General features: G+C 57.9%; 12 protein-coding genes. 6 read left to right on the forward strand and 6 right to left on the reverse strand.

Annotation, left to right across the window (positions count from 1 at the left end):
• Positions 1-6: 6 nt before the first annotated feature.
• The 4 genes from U5L73_RS02735 to dnaA form a co-directional block, all read right to left on the reverse strand.
• Entirely contained in the window at positions 7-690 is a 684-nt protein-coding gene (locus tag U5L73_RS02735) for a DUF3348 family protein (protein ID WP_322560920.1), read from the reverse strand.
• Positions 690-3293, reverse strand: a complete 2604-nt coding sequence (gene gyrB, locus U5L73_RS02740; protein WP_322560921.1) for a DNA topoisomerase (ATP-hydrolyzing) subunit B — start codon at positions 3291-3293, stop codon at positions 690-692. Before gyrB ends, U5L73_RS02735 begins: the two co-directional genes overlap by 1 nt.
• A 95-nt stretch (positions 3294-3388) precedes the next feature.
• On the reverse strand, positions 3389-4495 hold the full coding sequence (gene dnaN / locus U5L73_RS02745) for a DNA polymerase III subunit beta (protein WP_087495810.1): 1107 nt from the start codon (positions 4493-4495) through the stop codon (positions 3389-3391).
• A 93-nt stretch (positions 4496-4588) separates the two neighbouring features.
• Positions 4589-6001, reverse strand: coding sequence for a chromosomal replication initiator protein DnaA (dnaA, locus tag U5L73_RS02750; protein WP_322560922.1), 1413 nt, complete (start codon positions 5999-6001; stop codon positions 4589-4591).
• 274 nt (positions 6002-6275) lie between these two features.
• Between dnaA and rpmH the strand changes: the two genes are divergently transcribed.
• From rpmH to U5L73_RS02780, 6 genes are read left to right on the forward strand one after another with little or no spacing between them, the layout of a single operon-like run.
• Entirely contained in the window at positions 6276-6410 is a 135-nt protein-coding gene (gene rpmH, locus U5L73_RS02755) for a 50S ribosomal protein L34 (RefSeq protein WP_006299042.1), read from the forward strand.
• Between the two features lie 33 nt (positions 6411-6443).
• The gene (locus tag U5L73_RS02760) at positions 6444-6908 is read left to right on the forward strand and encodes a ribonuclease P protein component (RefSeq protein ID WP_322560923.1); all 465 of its coding nucleotides are present in this window, start codon (positions 6444-6446) and stop codon (positions 6906-6908) included.
• A complete protein-coding gene (yidD, locus tag U5L73_RS02765) occupies positions 6905-7177 on the forward strand; it encodes a membrane protein insertion efficiency factor YidD (protein WP_322560924.1) in 273 nt (90 codons plus the stop codon). The genes U5L73_RS02760 and yidD overlap by 4 nt, the downstream gene beginning before the upstream one ends.
• Entirely contained in the window at positions 7174-8871 is a 1698-nt protein-coding gene (yidC, locus tag U5L73_RS02770) for a membrane protein insertase YidC (protein WP_322560925.1), read from the forward strand. The genes yidD and yidC overlap by 4 nt, the downstream gene beginning before the upstream one ends.
• 15 nt (positions 8872-8886) lie before the next feature.
• Positions 8887-10293, forward strand: coding sequence for a tRNA uridine-5-carboxymethylaminomethyl(34) synthesis GTPase MnmE (gene mnmE, locus U5L73_RS02775; protein ID WP_322560926.1), 1407 nt, complete (start codon positions 8887-8889; stop codon positions 10291-10293).
• 36 nt (positions 10294-10329) lie between these two features.
• On the forward strand, positions 10330-10998 hold the full coding sequence (locus U5L73_RS02780; RefSeq protein WP_322560927.1) for a hypothetical protein: 669 nt from the start codon (positions 10330-10332) through the stop codon (positions 10996-10998).
• 52 nt (positions 10999-11050) lie between these two features.
• Here U5L73_RS02780 and U5L73_RS02785 read toward each other — a convergent pair whose 3' ends face one another.
• Entirely contained in the window at positions 11051-11605 is a 555-nt protein-coding gene (locus U5L73_RS02785; protein ID WP_313882307.1) for an adenine phosphoribosyltransferase, read from the reverse strand.
• A 65-nt stretch (positions 11606-11670) separates the two neighbouring features.
• Positions 11671-13659, reverse strand: a complete 1989-nt coding sequence (locus U5L73_RS02790) for a monovalent cation:proton antiporter-2 (CPA2) family protein (RefSeq protein ID WP_322560928.1) — start codon at positions 13657-13659, stop codon at positions 11671-11673.
• Between the last annotated feature and the right edge of the window lie 36 nt (positions 13660-13695).

Genomic DNA, 13695 nt, shown 5'->3' on the forward strand with positions numbered 1-13695 from the left:
ATCGTCTCAAGCACCAGTGCGCCAGGCCTCTACCAGGCCGGTGACCGGTTCCAATCTAAAGTGCAGTTCTGCCACGAGGGCAGCTTGAAAATCCTGCTCAAAATCAGCCATCGGCAGGCTCTCGTCCTGGCGGTAGCGGTGAAAGCGCCGCTCCAACAAGACCGCCAGGGTCGCGAGCAACGCCTGGGTGCGGGGCATGAGCATGGTCTCCAGCGTGGCATCGAGTTGTGCCAACTGACGCAGCCGGGGGCTGGTTTGTGACAGCACCTGCCGGCAGTGTTGGCGCAAAGGGTCGATGCGCAGCTCAAAGCGCCGCTGAATATCAAGGTAGCGTTGCCGGTAGCTGCCGTACTCCTCTTCTACCAGTGCCTCTGTCAAGGCTTGCGGCATCGGGACCGAGCGCAGGCTGGAGCGTTGCGGGGCGGGTATCAGGCGGACAAAGCGGGTCAGGTCGTCTTGCAGCTGTTGCAGCAGCTGGGTGATATCTACCGCCTGCTTCTTGCCGGCCTCTGGTGCGGCTACTCCCGCGTTGCGGATCTCGGGCAGTGCCGTACTGAGCGCGATCGCATCTAAGGGGCCCAGCCACGCGCTCCAGTGCTCTGCCCAGTCTTGCCGCGGGGCGCGGGTATCAACCGCGGCCCATGTTTCCAGCAGGCCGACGAGCCCCGAGGGGCTGGAACGGCCCTGCATCAAACGTCGATATTGCCTGCGCGCAGTGCGTTGGTTTCAATAAAGTCGCGGCGCGGCTCCACTTCGTCGCCCATCAGCATGGTGAACACGCGATCAGCTTCGATGGCGTCGTCGATCTGTACGCGCAGCAGGCGGCGTACGGTCGGGTCCATGGTGGTTTCCCACAACTGGGCCGGGTTCATTTCGCCCAGTCCTTTGTAGCGCTGGCGGCTGGTGGTGCGCTCGGCCTCGGTGATCAACCAGGCCATGGCTTCGCGGAAGTCAGAGACTTTTTCTTCCTTTTGCTTTTCGCCTTCGCCGCGCATGACGCGGGCACCTTCACTGAGCAGGTTGCGGAAGGTGTTAGCGGCTTCAGCCAGGGCGGCGTAGTCTGCACCGTGCACAAAGTCCTGGGTCAACACGCTGCTTTTCACGTTGCCATGGTGGCGGCGGCTGATGCGCAAGATGGGCTTGTCGGTGCGGGCATCGAACTCGCCGGCAACTTCGGCATCCGGCAACTTCGCTTGCAGGGCGGCGGCAGAGGCTTCTGCATCGGCCACGGTGTCGAGGTTGAGCACCACGCCATCGGCTACCGAGCGGAGGGCTTCGGCATCCATGAAGTTTTTCAGGCGGGCAATCACAGCCTGTGCCAGCTGGTGTTTGCGGGCCAGTTCGGCCAGTGTGTCGCCGTTCAGGGTGGTGCCGTTGGGGCCGCCGGTATAGACCGATGCATTCACCAAGGCGATGCGGAGCAAGTAGCCGTCCAGCTCGGCGGGGCCTTGCAAGTACAACTCTTCCTTGCCGGACTTCACTTTGTAAAGCGGGGGCTGGGCAATGTAGATATGGCCGCGCTCTACCAGCTCTGGCATCTGGCGGTAGAAGAAGGTCAGCAGTAGCGTGCGGATGTGCGCACCGTCGACGTCCGCGTCGGTCATGATAATGATGCGGTGGTAGCGCAGCTTGGCCACGTTGAAATCGTCGTTGCCGGTGGTGCCGCCGGCCTTGCCGATGCCGGTGCCCAGAGCGGTGATCAGCGTCAAAATTTCGTTGCTGGTCAGCAGCTTTTCGTAACGCGCTTTTTCTACGTTCAGAATCTTGCCGCGCAGGGGCAGGATGGCCTGGAATTTGCGGTCGCGGCCTTGTTTGGCAGAGCCGCCGGCGGAGTCACCCTCGACGATGTAGATTTCGCAGCCGGCGGGGTCTTTTTCCTGGCAGTCGGCCAGTTTGCCGGGCAGGCCCATGCCGTCGAGCACGCCCTTACGGCGGGTCATGTCGCGGGCTTTGCGGGCGGCTTCACGGGCGCGGGCGGCTTCGATGATCTTGCCGACAATGATCTTGGCATCGTTCGGGCGCTCTTCCAGGTAGTCGGCCAGTAGCTTGCCCACGATGTCCTCCACCGGGCCGCGCACTTCGCTGGAGACCAGCTTGTCTTTGGTCTGGCTGGAGAACTTGGGCTCTGGCACCTTGACCGACAGAACGCAGCACAGGCCTTCGCGCATGTCGTCACCGGTGACTTCGACCTTCGCCTTTTTGGCCATTTCGTTTTGTTCGATGTACTTGCTGATGACGCGGGTCATCGCGGCGCGCAGACCGGTCAAGTGGGTGCCACCGTCACGCTGCGGGATGTTGTTGGTGAAGCACAGCACTTGCTCGTTGAAGCCGCTGTTCCACTGCATGGCCACTTCGACACCGATGTTGGTGCCTTGGTCGCTTTGGCGGTCGCCCATGGCGTGGAAAACGTTGGGGTGCAGAACCGTCTTGCCCTTGTTCACGTAGTTCACAAAACCCTGCACGCCACCGGCGCCGGCAAAGTCATCTTCCTTGCCGCTGCGCTCGTCTTTGAGGCGGATGCGCACACCGTTGTTCAGGAAGCTGAGTTCGCGCAGACGTTTGGACAGGATTTCGTAGTGGAAATCGTTGTTTTCCTTGAAGATCTCGGTGTCAGGCAGGAAGTGCACCTCGGTGCCGCGCTTTTCGGTGTCGCCGATGATCTTCATGGGCGACACCTCGATGCCGTTCTGCGTTTCAATAATACGGTTCTGGACAAAACCCTTGCTGAATTCCAGCGTGTGGACTTTGCCGTCCCGTCGGATCGTCAGACGCAGCATTTTGGACAGCGCGTTGACACAGGACACACCCACGCCGTGCAGACCACCGGACACCTTGTAGCTGTTCTGGTTGAACTTGCCGCCGGCGTGCAGCTCGGTCAGCGCAATTTCCGCCGCCGAGCGCTTGGGTTCGTGCTTGTCATCGAGCTTGATGCCGGTGGGGATGCCACGGCCGTTGTCGACGACGCTGATGGAGTTGTCGGAGTGGATGGTGACCAGGATGTCGTCGCAATGGCCGGCCAACGATTCGTCGATGGAGTTGTCCACCACCTCGAACACCAAATGGTGCAGGCCGGTGCCATCCGACGTGTCACCGATGTACATGCCGGGGCGCTTGCGCACGGCCTCCAGGCCTTCAAGAATCTGGATCGAGCCTTCGCCATAGGCCTCAGTCGCACCGGCTTGGTTGGTGTCGATGGTGGGCTGGAAGTTGGAACTGTCGGCTCCGCCCTCGCCCGTGTGCACAGCGCCATCGGCGTTTTCAGGGGTGGAAACCGACTTGTTTTCTTCAGTCATGGCTAACTTCTCTTCGAAAAATCTCAAACTCTTGAATGACCAAACCCCCGGTAGGTGGGGGTTTGATTGCGCGGGTAGCTACTATTTTTATAGCGTCAGATTCTCATGGGCATCACGACATACTTGAAGGTCGTGTTGTCGGGGATGGTGATCAGGGCAGAACTGTTGCCGTCTGACAGCTCTACTTTCACCATGTCCTGGCTCATATTGCTCAGTGCATCAATCAGGTAGGTCACGTTGAAGCCGATTTCGATGCTGTCACCGCCGTAGTCGATGTCCAACTCGTCCACTGCTTCTTCCTGCTCGGCGTTGTTGGACGCTACGCGCAGGCTGCCGGGATCAATGTTCAGGCGCACGCCCTTGAACTTGTCGCTGGTCAGGATGGCGGTGCGTTGCAGCGTCTTGAGCAGCGCTTCGCGGCCCAGGGTGATGCTGTTCTTGTGGTTCTTGGGGATGACGCGGTTGTAGTCGGGGAATTTGCCTTCCACCAGCTTGGTCACGAATTCCATGCCGTCGAAAGTGAATTTGGCCTGGTTGTTGGCGAATTGCATCTCGATGGCGCCTTCGGCATCAGATAGCAAGCGCTGCAACTCGATCACTGTCTTGCGCGGCAGGATGACCTCTTGCTTGGGCACTTCCACATCAAGCGTCGCGGAGGCGAATGCCAGACGGTGACCGTCGGTGGCGACCAGGCTGAGCTGCTTGCCTTCGGCCACAAACAAAATGCCGTTGAGGTAGTAGCGGATGTCGTGGACCGCCATGGCGAAGGACACCTGGCTCAGCAGGTCCTTCAGGGTTTTTTGCGGCACGCTGAAGACAGGGCCGAAGCTGGCGCTTTCCTGAACTAGCGGAAAGTCTTCCGCCTGCATGGTCTGCAGCGTGAACTTGCTCTTGCCGCCCTTGAGGATGATTTTGCTTTGGCTGGATTCGAGGGACACGGTCTGGTCACCGGGCATGGTGCGCAGAATGTCGATCAGCTTGCGCGCACCGATGGTGGTGGTGAAGTTGCCGGTGTCGCCGCCCAGTTCTGCCGTGGTACGGATCTGGATTTCGAGGTCGCTGGTGGTGAGTTGCAGGGAGGTGCCGGTCTTGCGCAGCAGTACGTTGGCAAGAATGGGCAAGGTGTGGCGGCGCTCAACAATACCGGCCACCGATTGCAGAACCGATAAGACCTTGTCTTGCGTTGCCTTCAATACGATCATGTCAACCTCTTTGTGAATCTCTGCCAAACAAACAATCCCACCATTTTCCCTGTTTTTTCAGTGACTTACGGGGGCTTGCCTCTGTTTTTACCCTTAACCCTTGAGCGTTTGCTCCAGAACGTGTAGCTGCTGGTTCAGTTCGGTCAGTTGCTGGCGCTCGCCGCCGATTTTTCGTACGGCGTGCAAAACCGTCGTGTGATCGCGCCCACCGAATAGCTCGCCGATTTCCGGTAGGCTCTTTTGGGTCAGTTCTTTCGCCAGATACATCGCAATCTGGCGCGGCCGGGCAATGCTCGCCGGACGCTTCTTGGAATACATGTCCGCGACCTTGATCTTGTAGTAGTCGGCCACGGTTTTTTGGATGTTTTCCACCGAGATCTGCCGGTTCTGGATCGACAGCAAGTCACGCAGGGCTTCGCGGGCCAGTTGGATGGAGATTTCCTTCTGGTTAAAGCGCGAGTACGCCAGGATTTTGCGCAGCGCGCCTTCGAGCTCGCGGACGTTGGAGCGCACGTTTTTCGCCACGAAAAACGCGACTTCTTCAGGCATTTCAGAGCCCTCGGCATGCGCCTTGTTGATCAGAATTGCGACCCGCATTTCCAGTTCCGGTGGCTCGATGGCCACCGTCAGGCCGGAGTCAAAACGGGATACCAAACGCTCGTGAATGTCGGCCAGACCCTTGGGATAGGTATCGCTGGTCATCACGATGTGGGACTTCTTGGCCAGCAGCGCCTCAAAGGCATTGAAGAACTCTTCCTGGGTGCGATCTTTGTTGGCAAAAAACTGCACATCGTCGATCAATAGCAGGTCCAGGGAGTGGTATCGCTCTTTGAACTCGTCAAAAGTCTTGCGCTGATAGGCCTTGACGACATCTGACACAAATTGTTCTGCGTGGATGTAAAGCACCTTGGATCCGGGTTTATCCACAAGCAAGCGGTTACCTACGGCGTGCATCAAGTGGGTCTTGCCCAAGCCTACGCCACCATAGATGAACAGGGGGTTGTACAGGTGCCCGGGCATGGTGGCCACATGCATGGCGGCTGCACGCGCCATGCGGTTGGCGGTGCCTTCCACCAAGCTCTCGAAGGTGAGCATGCTGTTGAGGCGGCTTTTGGGAACGCCGGCGAAGCGGTCTTCGCCCACCTCGACTTCTTCGATGGCAGCAGGCACCTCCGCGGCACGGGGCGCTGCAGTCGGGCGCACCGGCGCTTCTCGCGGAGTGATCACTAACTCAACTGCTACGGCCTGCCCGTAAAGCTTTTCAAGCATGCCGGCAATGCGCTGGCTATATTGGGCGCGAACCCAGTCGAGTTTGAAGCGATTAGCGACAAACACGGTAATCTTGGACATGTCCTCATGAACGAGGGCGGTGAGTGGCTTGATCCAAGTGTTGAACTGTTGCTCGGGAAGCTCTTGGGCGAGCTGATCGACGCAACTCTGCCACAGGCTTTGCCCGAGTTCAAAATTGGAGCCGTCGTGGGAGGAAGGGAGGGAGCCCTGGGTCATTGTGCGGGTCAGCTTCTGTGGATAGTTGTTGTTTGCTGCGAAGCGCATTCTAATTTATCAATACTTTATCCACATTGTCGACCGGGATGGCCGCAGTTCGTGCAAAAGAATCTGATTGCCACCTAAGGTGTTGCCCTGCTTGGGAAAATTTGCGATAATCCGCGGTTCCCCTGATTGTGTTCGGGGCGATAAGACCGAAATCTGCGTTATCGAGTCCCTGGTGAGTAGCACTAGCGGGCCACGCAGATACCACTGAGCCTGTTAGGAAAATTTCATGAAACGCACATACCAACCTTCCAAAATCCGTCGCGCACGTACCCACGGTTTCCTGGTCCGCATGAAGACTCGCGGCGGCCGCGCTGTGATCAATGCACGCCGCGCCAAAGGCCGCAAGCGTCTGGCTGTCTAAGACGGCTTCGCAAACCAGAGCTTTTGGCTTTTGGTGATAGCGGAACCGCACATCGGCAGGCTGCCTGCCGTTAAGCGCCTTCAAACGCGCGCCCAGTTCCAAGCGGTTCTGGGTGGCTCTACGGTTTCAAAAACAGCGCACTTTGCTTTGCATTGCTGCGCTGTTGGTGTTTCTGGCGTAGATGCAAATCCTTCCGTTTTTCCGGAGCCAGGCTTCTGGTTGGGAGCGATGGCACCCAAGCGCTGGGCCAAACGGGCGGTGACCCGCAATACGATCAAGCGCCAGGTGTACAGCTTGGGGGCTGAGTTTGCTCCGTTGCTGAAAGAAAAAGCCCACTTGATCCGTTTGCGGCGCGACTTTGATCGCAAAGTCTTTGTGAGCGCTACGTCGGATGCCCTGAGAGCGGCGGTGCGCAGCGAACTGATGGATCTTTTCGGCCAAATTGTGGGCCCGTTGCCCGGTAAGGCGGGGCTCGACCCGTCACAGGTGATGCGATGATGAAGCGGATCCTGATGGGTTTGGTGCGTGGCTATCGCTTGATGCTGAGCCCCTGGCTAGGATCCGCTTGCCGCTTTAACCCCACATGTTCTGTGTATGCGCTCGAAGCCCTCGAACGGCACGGTGCGACAATAGGTAGCTATCTGATGGTCGCGCGTCTTGCGCGCTGTCACCCGTGGTGCGCGGGTGGGCACGATCCCGTGCCTGAAAATGCGCCGCGACTGTTCCGTCGCTTGATTCAATCCCCCTCTGAGAAGAAGTCTTCATGAACGATATTCGCCGCACCATTTTGTGGGTGATCTTTGGGTTCTCCATGGTCCTGTTGTGGGATCAATGGCAGATCCACAACGGAAAGCAAGCCACTTTCTTCCCTAATCCGGCACAAAAAGCAGCGTCGGCTCCCGCCCCTGCAGTGAGTGCATCAACGGGTGTGCCCGTTGCACCAGCGGTCGCAGGGCAAGCACCAGTGGCCGAGTCTGCGGTAGCCGTGGCGTCTGAGCGTTTTGAGGTCAGCACAGATGTGCTCAAAATGACGTTCGACACCCAAGGTGGCGCATTGGTGCGGACTGAGTTTTTGCAGTATCTGGACTCCAACGACAAGACACGCAATTTCGTCTTGTTGGACGACACCAAGGATCGTTATTACCAAGCCCAGACCGGGTTGATCGGCGGCGTGGCGCCGGACAGCTTCCCGACCCACAAGTCGGTGATGGCGGTGAGTGGTGACAAGGCACTCAAAGACGGACAAGACGAGCTCAAACTTGTTTTCACCTCGCAAGACACGGGCGGTATCAAGCTAGTAAAGACTTACACACTGCGTCGGGGTGCCTACGATGTTGCCGTTAAGCATGAGGTGATCAACACTGGCGCGACGGCCCTGAACCCCCAGTTGTACTTGCAGTTGGTGCGTGACGGCAACAAACCTGCCGGTGAGTCTTCTTTCTACTCCACTTTCACAGGCCCTGCGGTTTACACCGACCTCAAAAAGTACCAGAAGGTCGAGTTCAGTGACATCAAAAAAGGCAAAGCCGATTTTGAGAAGGAAAGCGCCAACGGCTATATCGCCATGGTGCAGCACTACTTCGCCAGCGCCTGGATTTTGCCTGCGGATGTGAAACGCACTTTCTCTTTGGATGCGCGAGATGTGGGGGCGACGGTTGCTGATTGTTGCTACCGAGCTACCATGATTACGCCGCTGGAAACAGTAGCACCCGGCCAAACCAAAGCAGTGGAAGCCAAACTGTTTGTGGGCCCCCAAGAGGAGAAAAAGCTTGAAGCTTTGGCGCCCGGCATGGAGCTGGTGAAAGACTATGGTTGGTTGACCATTCTGGCCAAGCCTTTGTACTGGTTGCTCGACAAGCTGCACAGCTTCATCCTGAACTGGGGATGGTCCATTGTGGCTTTGGTGCTGTTGCTGAAGATCGCGTTCTACTGGCTCAATGCCAAAGCGTATGCCAGCATGGCCAAGATGAAGGCGGTGAACCCACGCATCATGGAAATGCGCGAACGTCTCAAGGACAACCCGCAGCAGATGCAACAGGAGATGATGCGCATCTATCGTGAAGAGAAGGTGAACCCCATGGGTGGTTGCTTCCCGATCATGGTGCAGATCCCGGTCTTCATTGCGCTCTACTGGGTGTTGTTGTCCAGCGTAGAAATGCGCAACGCCCCGTGGATTCTGTGGATCCAGGATTTGTCCTCGCCTGATCCATTCTTCATCCTGCCTGTGGTCATGACCTTGACGACCTTGCTGCAAACTGCGCTGAATCCGGCACCTCCGGATCCTTTGCAAGCCAAGATGATGTGGTTCATGCCATTGGCGTTCAGCGTGATGTTCTTCTTCTTCCCGTCCGGCTTGGTGCTGTACTGGATCACTAACAACATTCTGTCGATTGCACAGCAGTGGATCATCAACACCCGCATGGGTGTGCCACCGCAGTTCAATCTGCCGAAGTTCAAGTAAGCGGGCCGGGACGAGGTGCTGTCACGGCATACGGACCCGATTGCCGCCATCGCTACGGCCTCTGGCCGTGGCGCCGTCGGCATCGTGAGGGTGAGCGGCAAATCGCTGCTTGCGTTCACCGAGGCGTTCTTCGGGCGCACACTGGTGCCGCGCGAAGCAACTTACCTCCCCTTCCCCGACGCGCAAGGCCAGCCCATTGACCATGGACTGGCTTTGTTTTTTCCGGGGCCCCGTTCATTCACCGGCGAAGATGTTCTCGAGCTGCAAGCGCATGGTGGACCGGTTGTTTTGCAGCTTCTGGTCGCCCGATGCCTCGAGATAGCTGCTCAGCCCGGGCACGGTGGTGAAGGCATGGTTTTGCCCGCCTTGCGCTTGGCGGATCCCGGTGAATTCACCCAACGTGCGTTTTTGAACAACAAGCTCGACCTCGCGCAAGCGGAAGCGATTGCGGACTTGATCGATGCAAGCACGGAGGCCGCTGCACGCAGTGCCAGCCAGTCTCTCTCGGGTGTTTTTTCAGCACAGGTCGCCTCCTTGCGCGATGCCTTGATTCACCTGCGCATGCTGGTAGAGGCCACGCTGGATTTCCCCGAAGAGGAAATTGATTTCCTTGAAAAAGCGGATGCTGTGGGCCAGTTGCAGCGCTTACAAACCGCGTTGCTCGCGGTGCAAGCCAAAGCCGCACAAGGCGCGCTGCTGCGTGAGGGCATGAAGGTGGTGATTGCCGGGCAGCCGAATGCCGGTAAATCGTCCTTGCTCAACGCGCTGGCGGGTGCCGAACTCGCCATCGTGACGCCGATCGCCGGGACCACCCGCGACAAAGTGCAGGAAACCATCCAGATCGAGGGCGTGCCACTGCACATCATCGACACGGCGGGTTTGCGCGCAAGCGAAGATGCCGTGGAGCAAATCGGCATTGCGCGTGCCTGGGAAGCTATTACTGCCGCAGATGCGGTCGTGTTTTTGCACGACTTAACCCGTTGCAGTGCTCCTGATTACATAGCAGCTGACGCAGATATAGCGGCCACGATAGCCCAAAAACTGCCTCAGAAGGTGCCGGTCATCCATGTCTGGAATAAAACCGATGCCCATCCACGGGCTTCTTCTGATGATGGGCTCGTACTTTCCGCGAAGACAGGGGCGGGCCTTGACACTCTGCGCTCACGCCTCCTGGAGGCGGCGGGTTGGCAGCCCGCCCAAGGGGGCACCTTTATCGCAAGGCAGCGCCATTTGCACGCTTTGAAGGAAGTGGCCGACCATTTGGCGCAGGCTTCTGATTTGCTGGCGAATGGTAGCAACGCCCTGGACCTGCTCGCCGAAGAGCTGCGTTTGGGTCAGAATGCGCTCAACCGAATCACTGGTGAATTCGGTGCCGATGACTTGCTGGGCGTCATTTTTTCGAAGTTTTGTATTGGCAAATAGTCGGATGCCGTGCTTTCAAGGGAAGGACTAGTTCTGATGTCTTTTTTCAAATGGTTTAGCCGTTCGGCAGACACCACACACCCTGTAACGCCTGGCGCCCCGTCGGGTCGGAGTGCCGGTACACGCTCCCGTGCGAAAAAAGCGCTTTCCGCGGACGCACAAGAGCCGCATGGCCGCAAGGCCGAACGTAATGAGCGTCGAGAGTCTTTGTATGCTGTTGTCCGTGAGTCGATGACAGGTGCAGGGCTACTCTCCGGCAGCTACAAGTTCAAAGTTTTGTCTCTGGACTCACGGGGACGCCAGTACTTGATCATGGTGGATTTGGCTGAGCACAATGTGCGCGATGCCAAGTTGCTGCTCGGTATCGAAAGCCATATCGGGAAAATTGCGAAGAATCGCCACGACTTGCTGGTGACTGCCATGTACTGGCGCATCAATGAACAACTGGGCATGAACGAACAGCCCCAGCCTGTTCACTCACAGGCAAATCCGAGCCAAGCGGAGCGATTTGAGCCGCTTCAACCTTCAGAGATTGAGGCCTTCAAGCGTGCACTTTCGTCGGTGCCCGCCGCGCCTGCCTTGTCTGCACCGGGAGAGATCATCAAGTCCGCCAAGCGGAACCCAGCCCCCGTTCGCTTCAGTGATGCAGAGTTGAACGAGCGCTTGTTTCCTTTGGGTACGACACAATACGGCGAACTGAACTGAACTGAACTGAACTGAACTGAGCCGGTTCGGTCCGCCGTTACCCGTGCTGCTTTCAGTGGCCGGAAAAGTCCACCAAGGTAAACAGCGGCAGGCCCGAATCACGCAGCTTCTGCGAGCCACCCAACTCCGGCAGGTCTACGATGGCAGCACCTTCCATCACATGGGCCCCTTGCCGCTCCAATAGTTTTCTCCCCGCCATCATGGTGCCCCCGGTCGCGATCAGATCGTCTATCAATAGCACCCGGTCGCCCGGCTTTACGGCATCGGTATGGAGTTCCACGGTTGCGCTGCCGTATTCCAGCTCGTAAGTCTCTTCGACGGTGGTGAAAGGCAGTTTGCCCTTTTTTCGGATCGGCACGAAACCGATGTTGAGCTCATAAGCCACGACGGCACCCAAAATAAAGCCGCGTGCATCCAGCCCCGCAACGACATCAGGCCGCATCGCGGGGTCCATATAACGGTGCACGAAGGCGTCGATCAAGACCCGAAATACCTTGGCATCTTGCAGCAAAGGGGTGATGTCACGGAACTGCACTCCCGGCGTCGGCCAATCAGGAACTGTCCGGATGTGGTCACGAAGATACTGATTAATGCTCAGATGTTGCATAGAAGACTCATGAAAAAAGCGCCAATGTGGCGCGGGAGCTATTGTGCGCCCAAGTCCGGCAGACCTTATAAGCCTTTCAGCAGTTTTTGTTCAGCGGTAGCCAATTCAACGGCTTTGCCACTAAGTACCAGTGTGTCCCCACCTTGGATACAGACTGACTCGTCCACTGCAATCTGTGCACCGCTAGCCCGCCGCAGGCTGACCAGACGAACTCCGAGGCGGTCAAGCTGGAAAGTCGCGACCGGTTGCCCACTGGACTTGAACGCTGCAGGAAGGCTGACCGTGGCAAGCCGCTCGTTCTGCAACTCATCGACGGAGTTATCGTCCGCTCCATGAAAGAAGCCTTTGAGCAGGTTGTAACGCGCATCGCGTTGTTCTTGCACGATGCGGATAACGCGTCGCATTGGCACCCCCACCAGCGCCAACGCGTGACTCGCCAACATCAGGGAGCCTTCGATGGCCTCGGGGACTACTTCAGTCGCGCCGGCTTCTTGGAGTTTTTCCAGATTTTGATCGTCCTGGGTGCGCACAATCACTGGCACCTGAGGCGCATGGGACCGGGTGTTGGCCAGAACCTTGAGCGCGCCGGGTACATCTAAATATGTAATAACCACAGCGCTTGCACGCGCAAGGCCAGCCGCCATCAGCGCCTGCAGGCGGGCCGCATCGCCGAAGACCACCGAGTCACCAGCTGCCGCCGCCTGCCGCACCCGATCGGGGTCCAGGTCAAGGGCCATGTAGGGAATCCCCTCCCGTTCCAACATGCGCGCCAAGTTCTGGCCACAACGCCCGTAGCCGCAAATGATCACGTGCCGGTTGGCGTTGATCGATTTGCGGGCAATTGAGGTCATTTGCAGCGATTGTTGCAACCACTCACTGCTCACCAGCTTCATCACAATCCGGTTGGTGTTCATCACAATAAAAGGCGTGATCAACATCGACAGCACCATAGCCGCCAATATCGGGTTCAGCAGCTCCGGGGGAACCAATGCGTTCTTTTGCGCCAAGGTCAGCAAGACAAAACCGAATTCGCCCGCCTGTGCAAGATAAAGTCCGGTACGGATGGAAACCCCTGCCGTTGAGCCTAGAACCCGGGCAATGGCGGCAACCAAGGCCGCTTTAAACACGGTGGGTACCACCACCAACAGCAACACCAGCGGCCATCGTTCCAAGACCAATCTCCAGTCCAGAAGCATTCCGATGCTGATGAAAAACAAGCCAAGCAGCACGTCGTGGAAGGGGCGTATATCGGTCTCCACCTGGTGCTTGTACTCGGTCTCGGAAATCAGCATACCGGCGATAAAAGCGCCTAGCGCCAAGCTCAGTCCGGCCATCTCGGTCAACCAGGCCAGTCCGAGCGTGATGAGCAACAAATTGAGCACAAATAGCTCGTCGCTTTTGCGCCGCACGACGATGGTGAGCCAACGCCGCATCAGATGCTGGCCACCCACCAGCAACACCGTCACCAGCACGGTGGCTTTTACGGCCGCCCACGCTAGTGCTTCAAACAAAGCCTCACCTGAAGCGCTGAGCGCGGGTATCAACACCAGCAGCGGCACTACCGCCAAGTCCTGAAACAGCAAAACGCCCATCACCCGTTTGCCGTGTTCAGACTCTAGCTCCAATCTCTCGATCATGAGCTTCACGACGATTGCCGTGCTGCTCATTGCGAGCGCACTTGAGAGGGCCAAAGCGGCTTGCCATCCCAGGCTCCATGCTCCGGACAGCCAGATGGATAGCCCCAGAGTTAAGCCTGTAGCCAGCAGAATGGTGAGCGTCACTTGCAAGAGCCCGAGGCCGAAAACATGCTGTCGCATCGCGCGCAGGCGCGGCAGGTTGAACTCCAGTCCGATCACGAACATCAAAAAAACGACGCCAAATTCCCCAAGGTGCCTTACCGCTTCCGAGTTCTGCGAAAGTGCAAGAGCATTTGGCCCAATCACCACGCCTACCGCCAGATATCCCAGCATGGGGGGGAGCTTCAGCGAGCGGCACACCACAACGCCGAGCACAGCGGCCAACAGGTAGAGCAGAGTAATTTCTAAACCGGACATGCACGGATACTAGCAAGAGACATGCGCTCTATAAAA

The sequence above is a fragment of the Rhodoferax sp. genome (assembly GCF_034520025.1).
In the GTDB taxonomy this organism is placed as follows: Bacteria; Pseudomonadota; Gammaproteobacteria; order Burkholderiales; family Burkholderiaceae_C; genus Allorhodoferax.

Bases quoted from the DNA above. Each gene is read 5' to 3' on its own strand.
- U5L73_RS02735 (WP_322560920.1), bottom strand. From the start codon at position 690: ATGCAGGGCCGTTCCAGCCCCTCGGGGCTCGTCGGCCTGCTGGAAACA.
- gyrB (WP_322560921.1), bottom strand. From the start codon at position 3,293: ATGACTGAAGAAAACAAGTCGGTTTCCACCCCTGAAAACGCCGATGGC.
- dnaN (WP_087495810.1), bottom strand. From the start codon at position 4,495: ATGATCGTATTGAAGGCAACGCAAGACAAGGTCTTATCGGTTCTGCAA.
- dnaA (WP_322560922.1), bottom strand. From the start codon at position 6,001: ATGACCCAGGGCTCCCTCCCTTCCTCCCACGACGGCTCCAATTTTGAA.
- rpmH (WP_006299042.1), top strand. From the start codon at position 6,276: ATGAAACGCACATACCAACCTTCCAAAATCCGTCGCGCACGTACCCAC.
- yidD (WP_322560924.1), top strand. From the start codon at position 6,905: ATGATGAAGCGGATCCTGATGGGTTTGGTGCGTGGCTATCGCTTGATG.
- yidC (WP_322560925.1), top strand. From the start codon at position 7,174: ATGAACGATATTCGCCGCACCATTTTGTGGGTGATCTTTGGGTTCTCC.
- U5L73_RS02780 (WP_322560927.1), top strand. From the start codon at position 10,330: ATGTCTTTTTTCAAATGGTTTAGCCGTTCGGCAGACACCACACACCCT.
- U5L73_RS02785 (WP_313882307.1), bottom strand. From the start codon at position 11,605: ATGCAACATCTGAGCATTAATCAGTATCTTCGTGACCACATCCGGACA.
- U5L73_RS02790 (WP_322560928.1), bottom strand. From the start codon at position 13,659: ATGTCCGGTTTAGAAATTACTCTGCTCTACCTGTTGGCCGCTGTGCTC.